Here is a 16,668-nt window from a genome sequence, read left to right as displayed (position 1 = left end):
GCGTATACTTTATCAAGTAACTGCTTATTCCACTTTTCCGTGTGCTTTCGCGCCCGGTGCGGGTTCCTGCCAATCTCTGCCGATGCCTTGGCAGAACATGGAAAGGAAGAACGCATCATACGTTCGCAACATTAAGTTTCGCTAAACCGCGTATTTGCTTTCTCCTCTGCCCAAGAGTGTGACCAAAAAAATACGCTAATGTACTAATCTATCCCTACACCGCTCAAAAATCGAAAGCGAGTGGCCTTCCGTCTCCCAGAAACGTATAGTTAACAATGTGTTAATACTGGAGGCTGAAGTGGTGCGGGTAAAGAAGAAAAATCTGGACGGGGCAAGTCTGATCACCCCGGATACTGTCGCAAAAGAGATTTTTGCGCGCAGAACGGAAACATTCGATGAGCATTTCGCAGTTGCGAAAGCAGAGGTGGCCATCATTCTCGAATTGGCACAGCAGCAATTCGACAATGGCGTTTCAGCACGTGAGATAATACATCGAACGGCGGGCGCACTGCATGGTCTAAGAGATAAACTCCACTCAAGCGTGTGGGCGGAACTGATTCCGCTGGTGCAGAATCACTCCGTTTCGGAACGGTTTCTCGAAGATCCCTTCACCCGGTGGTCGTTCGAAAAGCCGAGGGGGTATTCGGGCGATGCCCAGCTGCTCGATTTCATCTATGGTCACGACAGCGTTGCCGAGCTGGTGGCGAACGCCTCGCCGCTCGGGGCGGCACTTTACGATTATACAAGGGATGCCAGTTCCTCGGTTGCCGTGCGCGAGCGCCGGGATCTGCTGACACGTTTCGTCGATGAGGCCGCCGCGCGGCACGGGACGGAGACGGAAATCCTCACCATCGCCTCCGGTCACCTGCGCGAGGCCGATGCTTCGGTCGCGCTGAAGGAGGGGAAGCTGCGGCGTTGGGTGGCGCTCGATCAGGACCCCCTCAGCGTCGGTTCCGTCACCCGCGATTTCGGTGGCCGCGGTGTCGAGGCGATCGACGGTTCGGTGCGTGACATCGTCCTACGCACGCAGGAACTCGGCACCTTCGATCTGGTCTATGCCGCCGGCCTCTACGATTATCTGAACGACCGCGTGGCGATCAAGCTGACGCGGCGCTGCATGGAGATGCTCAAGCCCGGCGGCATGTTCCTCTTTGCCAACTTCTCCGAGGATATCGTCGTCGACGGCTATATGGAGACCTTCATGAACTGGGCGCTGCTGTTGCGCTCGAAGGCGGATATGTGGCGGATCGTCAATGCCAGCGCCGATCCTGCAAGTATCGAGGCGGAGGTGTTCTTCGGCGAAAACCACAATATCGTTTATGCGACGATGCGTAAGAAGGCGTGAGATAGAAAGCCGCGCCCGTTGTTCCTTCGTGGGAACGAGCGCGTGCCGCGTGTTTCTTCTCCCCGTCGGGGAGAAGGTCGCGGCAGCGGGATGAGGGGGGCGAGGGTGCGGTCTATCGTTGACGTTGCCCCCTCATCCGACCCTTCGAGCCACCTTCTCCCCGGCGGGGAGAAGAAAGGCGGGGCGACGTCGTGCCCCATTCCGTCACTCGCCCCTTCGCCAATAACCATTTGATTAAACCCCGTCGCGGCCTTAAGAATCCGCGCCTGATGCGTTGCAGAATGGAATGGCTGAAATGAAGAGATATTATTCGGATATGGGCGGTCTGCCGGGGCAGACGGAACTGCTGTCGAGCAAGGCTGTTTTCAAGACCGCCTATGCGGTCATTCCCAAGACCGTGATGTCCGATATCGTGACGAGCGTGCTGCCGCACTGGACCGGCACGCGGGCCTGGATCATCGCCCGACCGATGACGGGTTTTTCCGAGACTTTCGCGCAATATATCGTTGAAGTGCAGCCCGGTGGCGGCAGTGAGCGGCCGGAGCCGGACGAGCGGGCGCAGGCGGCGATCTTCGTCGTCGAAGGCGAGATGACCGTAACGTTCGCGGGCGCGCAACATGCGCTGCGGGAGGGCTCGTTCGCTTACCTGCCGGCCGGTTCTTCCTGGCAGGTCAAAAATTCCGGCAAGGCACCCGTCAAGTTCCATTGGGTTCGCAAGGCGTTTCAGGTGGTTGACGGGCTTGCGCCGCCGCCGGCGATCTTTTCGCATGAGGATGAGATCGCCATGTCGGCCATGCCCGATACCGAGGGCAAATGGGCAACGACGCGCTTCATCGATCCCGAAGACGTGCGTTACGACATGCATCTCAACATCGTCACCTTCGAGCCGGGCGCGACCATTCCTTTCATGGAAACCCATGTGATGGAACACGGCCTTTATGTGCTGGAGGGCAAGGCGGTCTACCGGCTGAACGAGGACTGGGTGGAAGTTGAGGCGGGCGACTTCATGTGGCTGCGCGCCTATTGCCCGCAGGCCTGTTATGCGGGCGGACCGGGCCGGTTCCGCTACCTGCTCTACAAGGATGTCAACCGCCACGTGAAGCTCTGGTAAGCGGCATCCATCGGCGAAATCCATGAATTATCGCGCAATCCGGCGGCTTGCGCGATAAATGCTTGCGTTAAATCGAATATCCCTAATAAATCCTGATATGCGGATGGCCGTCGCCGTGCCGCATCATTTGGCATCCTCCCGCATCTACCCTTGAGAAGACTGCCCGTATGAGTGAGACGATCGATACCAATGTCTTCAATCTTGCGCCCGTGGCGATGTGGATCGAGGATTTCAGCGAAGTGAAGGGCCAGTTCGATATCTGGCGGGCGCAGGGCGTCGAGGATATCAGGGCATTTCTTCTGGAGGATCTATCGCGGGTGGCGGCCTGCTCGCAGAAAATCCGCGTCATCCAGGTCAATGCCAGGACGCTGGAACTGTTCGAGGCCCGCGACCAGGCGCATCTGGTCGATAATCTCCACCGGATTTTTCGCGATGACATGCTCGAAAGCCATGTGAACGAGCTTTCCGAACTCTGGGCGGGCAGGACTGAATTTACCAGCAATGCGGTGAATTATTCGATCGGCGGCAGGCGGCTCGATATCCAGCTGCGCGGCGCGGTCATACCCGGCCACGAAGAAACGCTTGGCCGGCTGCTTTTGACCACGGAAGATGTGACGGAGCGCGAGGAGGCCCGCCGCAAGGAGCTTTTCAACCGCCGTTATGCCGAGGGCATGTTCAAGCATTCCCCGGTCTCGCTGTGGGTGGAGGATTTCAGCCGCGTGCGGCGGCTGATCGAGGAGGTCAGGGATCGCGGCATTGTCGATTTCCGGGTGTTCATGGATGTGCATCCCGAATTCGTGCGGCAATGCATGAGCGAAATCCGCGTCATCGACGTCAACCGTGCGACACTCGACCTGTTCTGCGCGCCGGACCGGCAGGTGCTGCTGCAGCGGCTCGGCGATATTTTCCGCGGCGAGATGGAAAAGCCGTTCCGGGAGCAGCTGATGGAGCTCTGGAATGGCAATCTCACCCACCATCGCGAGGTGGTGAATTACGCGCTTGACGGTTCGGAGCGGCATGTTCTCCTGCATTTTTCCGTCTTCCCCGGCCATGAGCATGACTGGTCGCTGGTGCAGGTGGCGCTGACGGATATTACCGCGCGCAAGAAGGCGGAAGCCTATCTGGAATATCTCGGCAAGCACGACGTGCTGACCAAGCTGCACAACCGCGCTTTCTATTCGGACGAGCTGAACCGGCTGGAGCGCAGTGCGCTCAGGCCGGTTTCCGCCATTGTCATCGATCTCAACGGCCTGAAGGACGCCAATGACAAGCTTGGCCACGATGCCGGCGACGCCCTGTTGCGGCGTGTGGGCGAGGTGCTGAACGGTGTGGTGACTGCGCCGAACCATGCGGCGCGCATCGGCGGGGATGAGTTCGCCATCCTTCTCCCGGGCGCCGACAGGCAGATCGCCGCGGCTATGGTCGAGACGGTTTATGAACTGCTGAAGATCAACAACCAGTTCTATTCCAGCGCGCCGCTCAGCCTGTCGCTGGGGGTGGCGACCAGCGAGGCCGGCGAGACGATGGAATCGCTGGTGCGCCGCGCCGATATGAACATGTACGAACAGAAGAACGCCTATTATGCGGCCCTTCGCAACCGGCCCGCCGATAATAGCGATACGACGAAGCCTTGCCCGCAGTCGGAAACCACGCCGCTGAAGCGCCTGTTCTGAACGGACAGGTGGAAGCGGTTAGGGTGCTGGACCAGCACCCGCCGCCCTGAGAACCAGTGCAATGCTGCTGCGGGCAATACGCTCCAGGTCCGCCCGCGCCGCGCCGGCGCGCGCGCGTTGCGCAAGGCTGTGCTGCAGGGCCGCCAGCATGTCGGCAACGGCGTCAATGTCTGTGTCGGGCGGCAGCTGGCCGTCGTCGCGCGCCGCCGTGATCCGCTCGCGGAACCGCGCATCGGTGCGACCGAGGGCGGCGGAGAGTTCCGCTCCCATCACTGGATCGGCCGTCGCTTCGCCGGTGATGACGCTGAGCACGGGGCAGCCGAGCGGGTAATCATCCCCTTGCGAATAGATTGCGACGATCATCATGAAATAGTCATCGAGCGTCTTTGCGAGCGAGGGGGCGGCAAAGAGCGCGTGGTGGCGGCTTTTTCCGCTCTCCGCGATATAATGCGCGATGGCCCTGAGATAGATGGCGCGCTTGTTGCCAAAGGCGGCGTAAAGGCTTGGCCGCGCCATTTTTGTTGCCTCCGACAGATGGTCGAGCGAGGTGGCGGTATAGCCGTGGCGGCGGAATTCGAGGAGGGCTGCGCCCAGTGCGGCGTCGGTGTCATATTGGCGGGGGCGCCCTCTGGCGGACTTCTCGTTCATTTTTGTACCGTTTCGCAATAAATTCGTTGCGCCGTATTTTTGTGCGGTCTAGTATAAAAATAAGCGGCAGGGAAAACAATCCCTTCGGGGAGGGTTGCGACGCGTATTCGCGGCGTGCCCTTCAGGCTGCGCGGGCGGGGAATGCCCGCCTTTCCTTCTCGGTTAAAAGGACAATCGATGACTGACAAAATCCGTATCGGCATTAACGGGTTCGGCCGCATCGGCCGGACGGTTCTAAGGGCCGCGATGGCGCGGGGCGATGTCGAGATCGTGGCGATCAACGATCTGCTGCCGATCGACCATCTCGCTTACCTGCTTAAATATGACAGCGTGCATGGCGGTTTCCCGGGCAGGGTGGCGACATCGGAAAACGCGCTTGTCATCGATGACAGGCCGGTGAGGGCCTTCAGCGAGCGGGAGCCGGGTGCAATCGGCTGGGCCGGCGTCGGCGTCGATGTCGTCATCGAATCGACCGGTTTCTTCCTGACCAGAAAGGCAGCGGAAGGACATCTTGCCGCCGGTGCGGGCAAGGTTCTGATCTCGGCGCCGCCGGACGACGATACGCCGGTCTTCGTCATGGGGGTCAACGCTGGCGGCTATGCCGGGCAAACCATCGTCTCGAACGCCTCGTGCACGACCAACTGCGTCGCGCCGCTCGCCAAGGCGCTGAACGATGCCTTCGGTATCGAAGAGGCGCTGATGCTGACGGTTCATGCGACGACCTCCAGCCAGAACACGGTGGATGGCGTCGCCCGCAAGGACTGGCGTTTCGGCCGCGGCATTCTGGAAAACATCATTCCGGCAACGACCGGCGCTGCGCGCATGGTGGGCCGGGTGGTGCCGGAACTGAACGGGCGGATCAACGGTCTGGCGGTGCGCGTGCCGGTATCCGACGTCTCCATGATCGACCTGACATGCCGGCTCCGGGAAAACGTCTCCTACGGGGATATCTGCGCGATGATCCGCACACGGGCGGCGGGCGACATGCGCGGCATTCTCGCCTATTGCGACGAACCCGTCGTCTCCACCGACATGCGCGGCAATCCGCATTCCTCGATCTTCGATGCGCTGGCCGGAATGCAGACGCAAGGCGGTCTTACCAAGCTGGTCGCCTGGTACGACAATGAATGGGGTTATGCCTGCCGCTGCCTTGACATGGCGGCACATATCTTCCGGGCCGGATAAACGGTTTACGCGCTGTCACTGGGTAGCCTCCATCGTCGAGACGCGTTCCGGTTCCCGGCGTCATCATCGGCCTGTCCCGAGGATCTGCCCCGCATCGGCAAGAGCGGAAGGTTGCGGATGCTTTGGGCAGCCGTTGGTGCGGCGGGGCAGGGGACTCTCATCGGTTCCGGGTCTTCCGTCCGTCTCCGGCTGCCACCTGATATGGACCCTTGCCCCCCTGCTTCGCTCCGTCATTCTGCCAATCTCCATCCGTTTGCACGCATCTTCACAAGCGCGTGAGAGCGCTGTTGCGCCGCAACAATTTTATTGCCGGAATTTTACATACGTCTTAGTATGTATGTAAATGTGACCTTTTTTATGGATTCGGAGCGCAGTATGGCGAAGAGATTGGGGCAGATCGTAGCGGTGTTGTTGACAGGCATCGTTCTGGTCGGATGTAGCGACGAGCAGGCCTCTGCGCCTGGCGCGCCGCCGCCCGGCGCGGTCAAGGTCGTGACCGTGAAGCAGGAAGAGCTGCCCATCACCAACGAATTGCCGGGACGCATCGCGCCGACGCGGCTTGCCGAAGTACGCCCGCGCGTCTCCGGCATCATCGTCGAGCGGGTGTTCGAGCAGGGCTCGCTGGTGAAGGAAGGCGACGTTCTCTACCGGATCGACCCCGCGCCGTTCCAGGTGCGCGTCGACAGCGCCGAAGGCACGTTGCGCCGGGCGCAGGCGGCACAGCTGCAGGCGCGGCAGACGGCCGACAGGCAGCAGCAGCTGCGCCGTTCCAACGTCGGTTCCCAGCAGGAATTTGACAATGCCATCGCCCAGCTGGCGCAGGCGGATGCCGAAGTGGCCGTTGCCGAGGCCGGCGTCGCGGAAGCCAGGCTCAATCTGCAATATGCCAATGTCACCGCACCCATCAGCGGCATGATCGGCCGGGCGCGCATCACCGAAGGCGCACTCGTCAGCGCCACCGGTTCGGAAAATCTCGCGACGATCCAGCAGCTCGATCCGATCTATGCCGACTTTACCCAGCCCGCCGCCGATCTCATCCGCCTGCGCAAGGCGCTGCAGGATGGCCAGCTGATGACCGGCCCGAACGAGGCCGAAGTCAACCTGCTGTTCGATGACGGCAGCCGTTATCCCGTTTCCGGTCGGCTGCTGTTTTCCGAAGCGGCGGTGGATGAAACCACCGGTCAGGTGACGCTGCGCGGCGAATTCCCCAACCCGAACGGCGATCTGCTGCCGGGCATGTATGTCCGTGTCCAGATCCAGCAGGGCATCCAGAAGGCGGCCTTCGCCGTGCCGCAGCAGGCGGTGCAGCGCGATGCCGGCGGGCAGGCGAGCGTGCTTGTCGTGAATGCCGAAGACACGGTCGAACAGCGTCGGGTCAGCGTCGGCCGTTCCATCGGCGACCGCTGGGTGATTTCGGAAGGCCTGAAGGATGGCGACCGCGTCGTTGCCGAAGGTTTCCAGAAAACCGCGCCGGGCGCCAAGGTGAAGCCAGAACCATGGTCTGCGGAGCCCGATGTCGCTGCCGCCGGCAACGAGGGCGCGGCTTCGGCCGAGACCTCGTCTGAGACCCCGGCCGCCAAGCAATAAGGACCGATTTCATGGCACGTTTTTTCATCGATCGGCCCATTTTTGCCTGGGTCGTCGCAATCTTCATCATGCTGGCGGGCCTGCTCGCCATTCCCATGCTGCCGATTGCGCAATATCCGAATGTGGCGCCGCCGCAGATTTCGATTGCGACCACCTACCCCGGTGCCGCGCCCGAGGACATTTACCAGAGCGTCACGCGTCCCATCGAGGAAGAGCTGAACGGGGTTCCGGGTCTTCTTTATTTTGAATCGACCTCGGAATCGTCAGGCAGCATTTCCATCAACGTCACCTTCGCGCCGGGCACCAATATCGGTGAAGCGCAGGTCGAGGTGCAGAACCGCATCGCCCGCGTTCAGCCGCGTCTGCCGCAGGCGGTTACCCAGCAGGGCCTGCGGGTCGAACAGGCCGGCACCTCGTTCCTGATGATGGTGGCGCTCACCTCCGTTGACGGCAATACCGATGCCATCGGTCTCGGTGACTATCTCAGCCGCAACGTGCTTGGCGAATTGCGCCGTGTGCCGGGCGTCGGCAGCGCCCAGCTGTTCGCCACCCAACGCTCCATGCGTATCTGGATGGACCCGGACAAGATGCTCGGCCTCAGCCTCACCTCGTCCGACGTCATCGGCGCCATTCAGGCGCAGAATTCGCAGGTCGCGGCGGGTCGCATCGGCGCGTCGCCAAATCCGATAGGCCAGCAGATTTCGGCCACCGTCAACGTGCAGGGCCAGCTGACATCGCCGGAAGAATTCGGCGCCATCGTGCTGCGCGCCAATCCGGATGGTTCGTCCGTCCGGCTGCGCGATGTGGCGCGGGTGGAAGTGGGCGGCGAAAGCTACGCCTTTTCCAGCCGCCTGAACGGCAAGCCCAGTGCGGCCATCGGCGTGCAGCTGTCGCCCACCGGCAATGCGTTGCAGACCTCCGACGGCGTGCGCGCCACCATGGAGGAACTGTCGCGGTATTTCCCGCCGGGTCTGGAATATGAGATTCCCTACGACACCAGCCCCTTCGTGAAAATCTCGATCCAGAAGGTGATCAACACGCTGGTGGAGGCGATCATTCTCGTCTTCGTGGTGATGTTCGTTTTCCTCCAGAACATCCGCTACACCATCATTCCGACACTGGTGGTGCCCGTGGCGCTGCTCGGCACCTGCGCCATCATGTATGTCTCGGGTTTCTCCATCAACGTTCTCACCATGTTCGCCATGGTTCTCGCCATCGGCATCCTCGTCGATGACGCGATTGTCGTGGTGGAAAATGTCGAACGCATCATGGCGGAAGAGCATCTGTCGCCGAAGGAGGCGACCCGCAAGGCGATGGGCCAGATTTCCGGCGCCATCATCGGCATCACGCTGGTTCTGACGGCGGTGTTCGTGCCCATGGCCTTCTTCCCCGGCGCCGTCGGCATCATCTACCAGCAGTTCAGCCTGACCATGGTGGTCTCCATCCTGTTTTCGGGCTTCCTTGCGCTGTCGCTCACGCCGGCGCTCTGCGCCTCGTTCCTGAAGCCGATCAAGGCCGGGCACCATGAGAAGAAGGGCTTCTTCGGCTGGTTCAACCGCGGCTTCGACAAGGCCTCGCACAAATACTCCTCGTCGGTCGGCAGCATCATCAAGCGTTCCGGCCGCTTCATGGTCATTTATGCGGCGCTGCTTGCCGGTCTCGGCTGGGCCTATATGCAATTGCCCAGCTCCTTCCTGCCCAATGAGGACCAGGGTTACCTGATCGTCGACATTCAGGCGCCGGCGGAAGCCAGCAGCGAACGCACCCTGCAATCCATCCAGGAAATTGAAAAGATCTTCCTGGCGGAACCGGCGGTCGATCGCGTGATTGCGGTTTCGGGCTTCTCCTTCTCCGGTTCCGGCCAGAATGCCGGTCTCGCCTTTGCGACGCTGAAGGACTGGAGCGAACGTGGGCCGGAGGATTCCGCATCCGCCATCGCCCAGCGCATCAACGGCAAGCTCTGGGGCCTGCCGGGTTCCATGGCCTTCACGCTGTCGCCGCCGCCCATTCAGGGTCTCGGTAACTCCAGCGGCTTCACCTTCCGCCTGCAGGATCGCGGGGGTGCCGGACAGACGGCGCTGAGCGCCGCCGGAGCGCAGTTGATGGCGGCCGCGCAGAAAAGCCCGGTTCTGGCCGGCCTGCGTGTCGAAGGCATGCCGGATTCCCCGCAGGTCAATCTCATCATCGACCGCGAAAAGGCCAATACCTTCGGTGTGACCTTCAGCGACATCAACGCCACCATCTCCGCCAATATGGGCTCGTCCTACGTCAACGACTTCCCCAATGCCGGCCGTATGCAGCGCGTGACGGTGCAGGCGGAGCAGGGGCAGCGCATGAAGACCGAGGACCTGCTGCACCTCAACGTCCGCAACGCCAATGGCGGCATGGTGCCGGTAAGCTCATTCGCCACGGTGGAGTGGGTGCGCGGTCCCTCGCAGGTGGTGGGTTACAACGGCTATCCGGCGATCCGTATCGGCGGCCAGTCGGCACCCGGTTACTCCTCGGGTGATGCGATTGCCGAAATGGAGCGTCTGGCGGGCGAATTGCCAAGCGGCTTCGGTTTCGAATGGACCGGTCAGTCGCTGCAGGAAATCCAGTCGGGTTCGCAGGCGCCGGCGCTTATCGGCCTCAGCGTGCTGTTCGTCTTCCTGCTTCTGGCGGCGCTTTACGAAAGCTGGTCCATCCCGCTCTCCGTCATGCTGGTGGTACCGCTCGGCGTCATCGGTTCGGTGGCGGCGGTGATGCTGCGCGGCATGCCGAACGACGTCTACTTCCTGGTCGGCCTCGTCGCCATCATCGGGCTTTCGGCCAAGAACGCGATCCTGATCATCGAATTCGCCAAGGATCTGCGGGCGGAGGGCAAATCCACCTATGATGCGACGGTGGAGGCGGCGCATCTGCGCTTCCGGCCGATCCTGATGACCTCGCTTGCCTTCTCGCTCGGCGTGCTGCCGATGGCAATTGCGTCAGGTGCCAGCGCGGCGAGCCAGAACGCCATCGGCACCGGCGTGCTTGGCGGCATGATCTCGGCGACGATCCTTGCGATCTTCTTCGTTCCCGTTTTCTTCGTCTTTGTCATGAAGATTTTCGGGGATCGGAAGAAGCAGAATGAGATTGCTGCTGACGCCGTATCGCCGGCGGAATAAAACGGATGTGAAGGCCGTGCCATATTCATGTGAATGACAGCCCGGCACGACAAGAAAAGGCACGGTGCGAAAGCGCCGTGCCACGACTGGAAGGAGACATCGGAATGCGCCGTACCAAGGCCGAGGCAGAAGAGACCCGTCAGGCGATCCTTGCCGCTGCCGAGCGTGTGTTCTTCAAGAAGGGCGTGGCCAACGCCTCGCTGGACGAGGTGGCGGCCGCAGCCGGGGTGACGCGCGGGGCGATATACTGGCATTTTTCCAGCAAGACCGACCTTTTCATCGGTCTATACGAATCCGTCGCTTTGCCCGAATCGGATCTGCTCGATTTCGGTGATCCTGATCTCAAGGGGTTGACCCTGCTGGCCAAGATCGAGGAGGCGGCCTGCAAGTGGCTGGCGCTTCTGGCGCAGGACGAACAACGCCAGCGCATCATGACCATCAGCCTGCGCACCAGCTATTCAGACGAGTTCGCGCCTGTCCTGCATGCGCAGGAGGAACTGGACCGCTACCACAAGGAGCGGCTGGAAGCGGCTTTCGAACGGGCGCAGGCGGAAGGTGCCTTCAACGACAACTGGACGGCGGAATCGGCGCTCGGGGCGCTCTACTGGCTGCTGAAAGGCATCTGCTCCGACTGGCTGCTGTTCGGCAAGCGCTTCGATCTGGCAAAGGAGGGCGGCGAGGCCGTGCACAGCCTCATGAAAGGTTTCAAGCGCTCCGCAAATCCCTGATCCGATCCGCCGTTTGGCCGGGACGCATCCTTCAAATTTCAGTGTATTCTAAAAGACGAGCGAAATTTGCTTTACGTACCTCAAAACGGACGTTAGCTTCTTCTCCGAGCTTTGGGAGGAGTTCGCTCATGGTCGCTTCAAGGAAAATCGAGGGGCAAAAACCGTCCGTTCTCACCGGCTGTCGGTGACGGCGCATGGCTTTTGCTGACGAAACTTCAGCCCCGGCCCTTGTCCGGACCGTCGGGCTGTCGAAATCCTTCGGGCCGGTTCAGGTTCTGAAGGATATAGAGATCGCGGTGCGCGCCGGCGAGGTGCACGCCATCATCGGCGAGAACGGCGCCGGCAAGTCGACGCTGATGAAGCTGCTGGCGGGCAATGAAAAGCCGTCGGGCGGTGAAATCCTCATCGATGGCGCAGCCGTTGCGCTCGGCGGGCCGGTGGATGCCGAACATCGCGGCATCGTTCTCGTGCATCAGGAAATATTGCTGGCGCCGGATCTGACGGTGGCGCAGAATATCTATCTCGGCCGCGAATTGCATAAAGGTCCTGTTGTGGACGACCGCGCCATGCGCGACGGCGCCCGCAAGGCCGTTGGCGATCTCGGCGGCACGATCGATCCCGACGCCATCGTCGGCAGCCTGTCGATTGCCCAAAGGCAGCTGGTGCAGATCGCCCGCGTTCTACTGGTGCCGCATCGCGTGGTGATTTTCGACGAGCCGACCGCAAGCCTGACGCCCATCGAAACCGATGCGCTGCTGAATGTCATCCGCGATATCAGGGCGAAAGGCGTGGCCGTGCTTTATATTTCGCACCGTCTGCCGGAAGTGAAGGAGATCGCCGACCGGGTGACGGTGCTGCGCGACGGCAGGCTCGTCGCCTCGCATCCGGCATCAGAGCTGGAGCCGGCCGATATGGCGCGGCTGATGGTGGGGCGCGATGTGGCCAAGCTCTATCCCGACCGCAATGCCGGCGGGGAGCGTGAGCCGGTTCTTGAGGTGGAGCATTTTAACGTTCCCGGTTATGCGCAGGATGCCGGTTTTCGCCTGCGCAAGGGCGAAATCCTCGGTTTCGCCGGTCTGGTCGGAGCCGGCCGGACGGAGCTGATGGAGGGCGTGCTGGGCCTGCGGGCCGGGCGGGGAACGGTGCGCCATCTTGGGCGCGCGGTCACTTTCGCCAAGCCCGAAGACAGCCTGAAGGCGGGCATCGTTTACTTAAGCGAGGATCGCAAGGGCAAGGGACTGCTGCTTGCCAAGGATCTGCGCATCAATCTGACGCTTGCTTCGCTGAAGAAATTCAGCCGGCTGTTCCAGATCGACACCCGCCGCGAGACGGCGGCGCTTGATGATGCGGTGCGCGATTTCGACATCCGCACCGGCCGCAAGGATTTGCTGGCGGGTCAGCTCTCGGGCGGCAATCAGCAGAAGCTGCTGCTCGCCAAAATGATGTTGCTCGATCCGTCCATCGTCATCATCGACGAGCCGACGCGCGGCATCGACATCGGCACCAAGGAGCAGATTTACCGCTTCATCGCCGGGCTTGCGGAGGAGGGGCGTTCGATCATCGTCGTTTCCTCGGAAATGCCCGAGCTGATCGGCATCTGCGACCGCATTCTGGTGATGCGTTCCGGCCGGATCGTCGGTGAGGTGACGGGGGATCGCATGACCGAAAACGACATCGTGGCGCTGGCGACCGGTGTTCACACGCAGGAACCCGCCTGAGGCTGCGGGTTTCGAAAGATATGGCCTGAAGAAAAGACAATTGAGGGGAAACATGACCGAGGCCGCAACTGACACCGGCAAGACGCCGAAGACCTCGAAGGACTGGGATCTGCGTGCCGTGGCGCCGTTCGTGGCGCTGGCCCTGCTGCTGGTTCTCGGCACCATCGCCAATCCCAATTTCATCGGCATCGACAATCTTCTGAACGTCGTCACCCGCAGCGCCTTCATCGCCATCATCGCGCTTGGCGCGACCTACGTCATCACCTCGGGCGGGCTTGATCTTTCTGTGGGCGCCATGGTGGCTTTCGTCGCCAGCCTGATGATCCTGTTCATGAACAGCGGCGTCATCGCCAGTCCGCTTCTGATGCTGCTCACCGCCATGGCGCTGGCGCTCGCCATCGGCGCGGCCTGCGGGCTGGCGAACGGCCTCATCACCACCATCGGCCGCATCGAGCCTTTCATCGCCACGCTCGGCACCATGGGCATCTATCGCGGGCTGACCACATGGCTGTCGCAGGGCGGTGCCATCACGCTGCGCAACCCGGAAATCCAGACGCTTTATCGCCCGGTCTATTTCGGCAATGTGCTGGGCGTGCCGGTGCCGGTCATCGTGATTTTCGTGACCGCCGCCATCGCCGCCTTCGTGCTTTACCGCACCCGTTACGGCCGGCATCTGACTGCGGTCGGCTCCAGCGAGGATGTGGCGCGTTATTCCGGCATTTCGGTCGCCCGGGTTCGCACCATCGCCTATGTCGTGCAGGGGCTGTGTGTTGCGGTGGCGGTGCTGCTTTATGTGCCGCGCCTCGCTTCCACCTCGGCCACCACAGGCATGTTGTGGGAGCTGCAGGCCATCACCGCCGTCGTCGTCGGCGGCACGGCGCTGCGCGGCGGGGTGGGGCGCATCTGGGGCACGATCTGCGGCGCCTTCATCCTGGAGATCGTCGGCAACATCATGATCCTGTCGAACTTCGTCAGCGAATATCTGATCGGCGCCATTCAGGGGGCCATCATCATCATCGCCATGCTGGTGCAGCGCTCGCTCAGCCGCAGGTGACGTATCACGCCGCGCCATGTGGGGCAGGTGCGGTTGAAGGAGGAACGCCCCGGTCTTGGGAGGAAAGAGACTATGCGTAGAAAATTCATCGGCGTGGCCTTTGCCGCGCTGGCTGCGGTGCTGGCGGGCTCGGCCCATGCGCAGGACAAGAAGGTCACCATCGGCGTCTCCATTCCGGCCGCCGACCACGGCTGGACGGCCGGTGTCGTCTATCATGCCGAGCGCGTGGCGAAGCTTTTGATGCAGGAGCATCCGGGGCTTAATGTGATCGTCAAGACATCGCCGGATGCCGCCAATCAGGCCAACGCGCTGCAGGATCTGGCGGTGCAGGGGCTGGACGCTCTGGTCGTGCTGCCCTCCGATCCCGATCCGCTGGTCAACGCCATCAAGGAGATCAAGGACAAGGGCACCTTCGTTGCGCTTGTTGACCGTGCGCCGAGCGTCAACGACAATTCCATCCGCGATCTCTATGTTGCCGGCAACAACCCGGCGCTTGGCCAGGTGGCGGGCGAATACATCAAGAAGACCACGCCGGATGCGGAAGTGGTGGTCATTCGCGGCCTGCCGATCCCCATCGACCAGCAGCGTCAGGATGGGTTCGACAAGGGCATCGCCGGTTCGAACGTCAAGGTTCTCGACCGCCAATATGGCAACTGGAACCGCGACGACGCCTTCCGCGTGATGCAGGACTATCTGACCAAATACAAGAAAATCGACGTGGTCTGGTGCCAGGATGACGACATGGCGATTGGCGTGCTGGAAGCGATCCAGCAGGCGAACCGCACCGATATCCAGTATATCGTCGCGGGTGCCGGCTCCAAGGACATGATCAAGAAGGTCATGGATGGCGACAAGCTGGTGCCGGTCGATGTGCTCTATCCGCCGGCGATGGTGGCGACAGCCATGCAGCTGACGGCCGGGCATTTTTACGATCAGGTGCCGGTTGCCGGGAATTATATTCTCGACGCGACGTTGATCACCAAGGAGAATGCCGAGCAGTTCTACTTCCCGGATTCGCCGTTCTGATACGCGGCTTGCGGCCGTACGACTTCCGCTGCAAGGCGGGCGTTTAGGCGGGCGGAAAACCTTGCCGAGATCAGGTTTTAATGAGGCCGTTGCATCCGCACACCGTCACCCCGGACTTGATCCGGGGTCCAGCGCGATCAAGTCCTTGATCGTAAAACACTCATTCACGGCGCAGACGCGCCGTGGCTGGATGCCGGATCAAGTCCGGCATGACGGAGGGGCGCTCGGTGAAAGCCATCCGGCTCTCCACTCTTCACCCGTTCTTCCTGAACCACGCCGAAAGATAATCCACGAAGCTGCGCACCTTGGCCGGCAGGTAGCGGCGATGCGGATAGACCGCGTAAATGCCGCGGTCCTTGGAAATATAATCGTCGAACAGCGTCACCAGCTCGCCGGACTGGATATAGGGCCGGGCGATGAAGTCAGGCACCATGGCGATGCCGAGGCCGGCGCGGGCGGCGCGCAGCGTCGCCTGGGGGCTGTTGACCTCGATAGGCCCGCTGATGGTGACCGAATTCGAACCGCCATCCGGCTCGAGATAGCGCACCGTATTGTGAAAACGCGTATTGGTGTCGATGATGAAGGGAACACGGGAGAAGTCCTGCGGCCCGTCGAGCGGCCCGTGCTGCGCCACGAAATCCGCCGTCGCCACCGCATAGACGCGGAAATCGGAAAGCTTGCGGGCGATCAGGCCCGAATCCTCCAGCCGGGTGATCCGGACGGCAAGGTCGAAACCTTCCTCGATCAGGTCGACAAACCGGTCCTCGGCGACGATTTCCAGCGACAGCTCCGGATTTTCCTTGGCGAAATCGATCAGGCTCTGGCCGACATCGGCATCGATGAAGGTGCGCGGAACCGAAATCCGGAGCTTGCCCTTGAGATCGGCATTCTTCTCGCGCACCAGATCGGCGAGGTTGTCGATCTCCTTCAGAATGTCGGAGGCGGTGCGGTAATAGGTGTGCCCGGCCTCGGTCAGCGAAAACTGCCTTGTCGTGCGGTTGAGAAGCAGCGCGCCGAGATCGTCTTCCAGTTCCCGGACATATTTGGACAGAAGCGCCTTGGATCGCCCCGTCTTGCGCGCGGCGGCGGAAAAACCCTCCGCTTCGACGACATCGATAAAGGCGCGGATGCGGGTCAGCGTGTCCATGAAAATCCTCCGGTTCGTTCCATATAATTGAACGCTGAAGGAGGACTGTTCAACCCCAAAATGGTTGCTGAAAAAATCCGCTATCTGGTGAAAAAATCCTCTTGATTATGACGGCGAATATTCTTATCTCCCGTGCTGCCCAAAGTCGCACGTGCCCATGTGTGTCCGCCGGGTCCTCGATGTGGTGAGGATCTCGGTAAGGTACCTGGAACTAACCCCTCCAGTCGCTATTCCGGCCAACCGGAAAATGCGAGGACATACGAAGCAACGACGGTGCGGGCCTTTCTGGTTCTCTGCCGG

12 protein-coding genes are annotated in these 16,668 nt (G+C 61.5%); 10 read left to right on the top strand and 2 right to left on the bottom strand.

What is annotated here, in order from left to right; genetic code table 11:
• Positions 1–298: 298 nt before the first annotated feature.
• From JZX88_RS14725 to JZX88_RS14715, 3 genes are all read left to right on the top strand, one after another.
• On the top strand, positions 299–1,345 hold the full coding sequence (locus JZX88_RS14725) for a class I SAM-dependent methyltransferase (protein WP_161991754.1): 1,047 nt from the start codon (positions 299–301) through the stop codon (positions 1,343–1,345).
• A 286-nt stretch (positions 1,346–1,631) separates the two neighbouring features.
• Positions 1,632–2,456: a bifunctional allantoicase/(S)-ureidoglycine aminohydrolase gene (locus JZX88_RS14720; RefSeq protein WP_206914013.1), complete on the top strand. Its 825-nt coding sequence runs from the start codon at positions 1,632–1,634 to the stop codon at positions 2,454–2,456.
• 167 nt (positions 2,457–2,623) lie between these two features.
• Positions 2,624–4,129, top strand: coding sequence for a sensor domain-containing diguanylate cyclase (locus JZX88_RS14715; protein WP_142857636.1), 1,506 nt, complete (start codon positions 2,624–2,626; stop codon positions 4,127–4,129).
• An 18-nt stretch (positions 4,130–4,147) separates the two neighbouring features.
• Here JZX88_RS14715 and JZX88_RS14710 read toward each other — a convergent pair whose 3' ends face one another.
• Positions 4,148–4,777 (bottom strand): TetR/AcrR family transcriptional regulator, encoded by a 630-nt coding sequence (locus JZX88_RS14710; protein WP_206914012.1) that lies wholly within the window; start codon positions 4,775–4,777, stop codon positions 4,148–4,150.
• A gap of 177 nt (positions 4,778–4,954) precedes the next feature.
• Here JZX88_RS14710 and gap point away from each other — a divergent pair, with 177 nt between their 5' ends.
• From gap to JZX88_RS14675, 7 genes are all read left to right on the top strand, one after another.
• Complete coding sequence (gap, locus tag JZX88_RS14705) at positions 4,955–5,962, top strand: type I glyceraldehyde-3-phosphate dehydrogenase (RefSeq protein ID WP_206914011.1); 1,008 nt, start codon at positions 4,955–4,957, stop codon at positions 5,960–5,962.
• A 375-nt stretch (positions 5,963–6,337) separates the two neighbouring features.
• Positions 6,338–7,549 (top strand): efflux RND transporter periplasmic adaptor subunit, encoded by a 1,212-nt coding sequence (locus JZX88_RS14700; RefSeq protein WP_077768025.1) that lies wholly within the window; start codon positions 6,338–6,340, stop codon positions 7,547–7,549.
• An 11-nt stretch (positions 7,550–7,560) separates the two neighbouring features.
• Positions 7,561–10,695, top strand: a complete 3,135-nt coding sequence (locus tag JZX88_RS14695; RefSeq protein ID WP_110759937.1) for an efflux RND transporter permease subunit — start codon at positions 7,561–7,563, stop codon at positions 10,693–10,695.
• Positions 10,696–10,799: 104 nt separating this feature from the next.
• Positions 10,800–11,423, top strand: coding sequence for a TetR family transcriptional regulator (locus JZX88_RS14690; RefSeq protein WP_206914010.1), 624 nt, complete (start codon positions 10,800–10,802; stop codon positions 11,421–11,423).
• Positions 11,424–11,617: 194 nt separating this feature from the next.
• Positions 11,618–13,141: a sugar ABC transporter ATP-binding protein gene (locus JZX88_RS14685; protein ID WP_206914009.1), complete on the top strand. Its 1,524-nt coding sequence runs from the start codon at positions 11,618–11,620 to the stop codon at positions 13,139–13,141.
• 52 nt (positions 13,142–13,193) lie between these two features.
• Entirely contained in the window at positions 13,194–14,195 is a 1,002-nt protein-coding gene (locus tag JZX88_RS14680; RefSeq protein WP_206914008.1) for an ABC transporter permease, read from the top strand.
• Between the two features lie 72 nt (positions 14,196–14,267).
• Positions 14,268–15,221: a substrate-binding domain-containing protein gene (locus tag JZX88_RS14675; protein ID WP_065117028.1), complete on the top strand. Its 954-nt coding sequence runs from the start codon at positions 14,268–14,270 to the stop codon at positions 15,219–15,221.
• A 253-nt stretch (positions 15,222–15,474) separates the two neighbouring features.
• Here the strand turns inward: JZX88_RS14675 and JZX88_RS14670 are convergent, their stop codons facing one another.
• Positions 15,475–16,368: a LysR family transcriptional regulator gene (locus tag JZX88_RS14670; protein WP_065117027.1), complete on the bottom strand. Its 894-nt coding sequence runs from the start codon at positions 16,366–16,368 to the stop codon at positions 15,475–15,477.
• Positions 16,369–16,668: the final 300 nt, after the last annotated feature.

The organism is Agrobacterium sp. OT33, from assembly GCF_017313365.1.
In the GTDB taxonomy this organism is placed as follows: Bacteria; Pseudomonadota; Alphaproteobacteria; order Rhizobiales; family Rhizobiaceae; genus Agrobacterium; species Agrobacterium rhizogenes_A.
Note: the sequence above shows the minus strand (reverse complement) of the source record. Positions and strands in the feature narration are given on the sequence as shown.

Excerpts from the sequence above, each read along its gene's own strand:
- JZX88_RS14720 (WP_206914013.1), top strand. The coding sequence starts at position 1,632 with ATGGCTGAAATGAAGAGATATTATTCGGATATGGGCGGTCTGCCGGGG.
- JZX88_RS14715 (WP_142857636.1), top strand. The coding sequence starts at position 2,624 with ATGAGTGAGACGATCGATACCAATGTCTTCAATCTTGCGCCCGTGGCG.
- JZX88_RS14710 (WP_206914012.1), bottom strand. The coding sequence starts at position 4,777 with ATGAACGAGAAGTCCGCCAGAGGGCGCCCCCGCCAATATGACACCGAC.
- gap (WP_206914011.1), top strand. The coding sequence starts at position 4,955 with ATGACTGACAAAATCCGTATCGGCATTAACGGGTTCGGCCGCATCGGC.
- JZX88_RS14700 (WP_077768025.1), top strand. The coding sequence starts at position 6,338 with ATGGCGAAGAGATTGGGGCAGATCGTAGCGGTGTTGTTGACAGGCATC.
- JZX88_RS14695 (WP_110759937.1), top strand. The coding sequence starts at position 7,561 with ATGGCACGTTTTTTCATCGATCGGCCCATTTTTGCCTGGGTCGTCGCA.
- JZX88_RS14690 (WP_206914010.1), top strand. The coding sequence starts at position 10,800 with ATGCGCCGTACCAAGGCCGAGGCAGAAGAGACCCGTCAGGCGATCCTT.
- JZX88_RS14685 (WP_206914009.1), top strand. The coding sequence starts at position 11,618 with ATGGCTTTTGCTGACGAAACTTCAGCCCCGGCCCTTGTCCGGACCGTC.
- JZX88_RS14680 (WP_206914008.1), top strand. The coding sequence starts at position 13,194 with ATGACCGAGGCCGCAACTGACACCGGCAAGACGCCGAAGACCTCGAAG.
- JZX88_RS14675 (WP_065117028.1), top strand. The coding sequence starts at position 14,268 with ATGCGTAGAAAATTCATCGGCGTGGCCTTTGCCGCGCTGGCTGCGGTG.
- JZX88_RS14670 (WP_065117027.1), bottom strand. The coding sequence starts at position 16,368 with ATGGACACGCTGACCCGCATCCGCGCCTTTATCGATGTCGTCGAAGCG.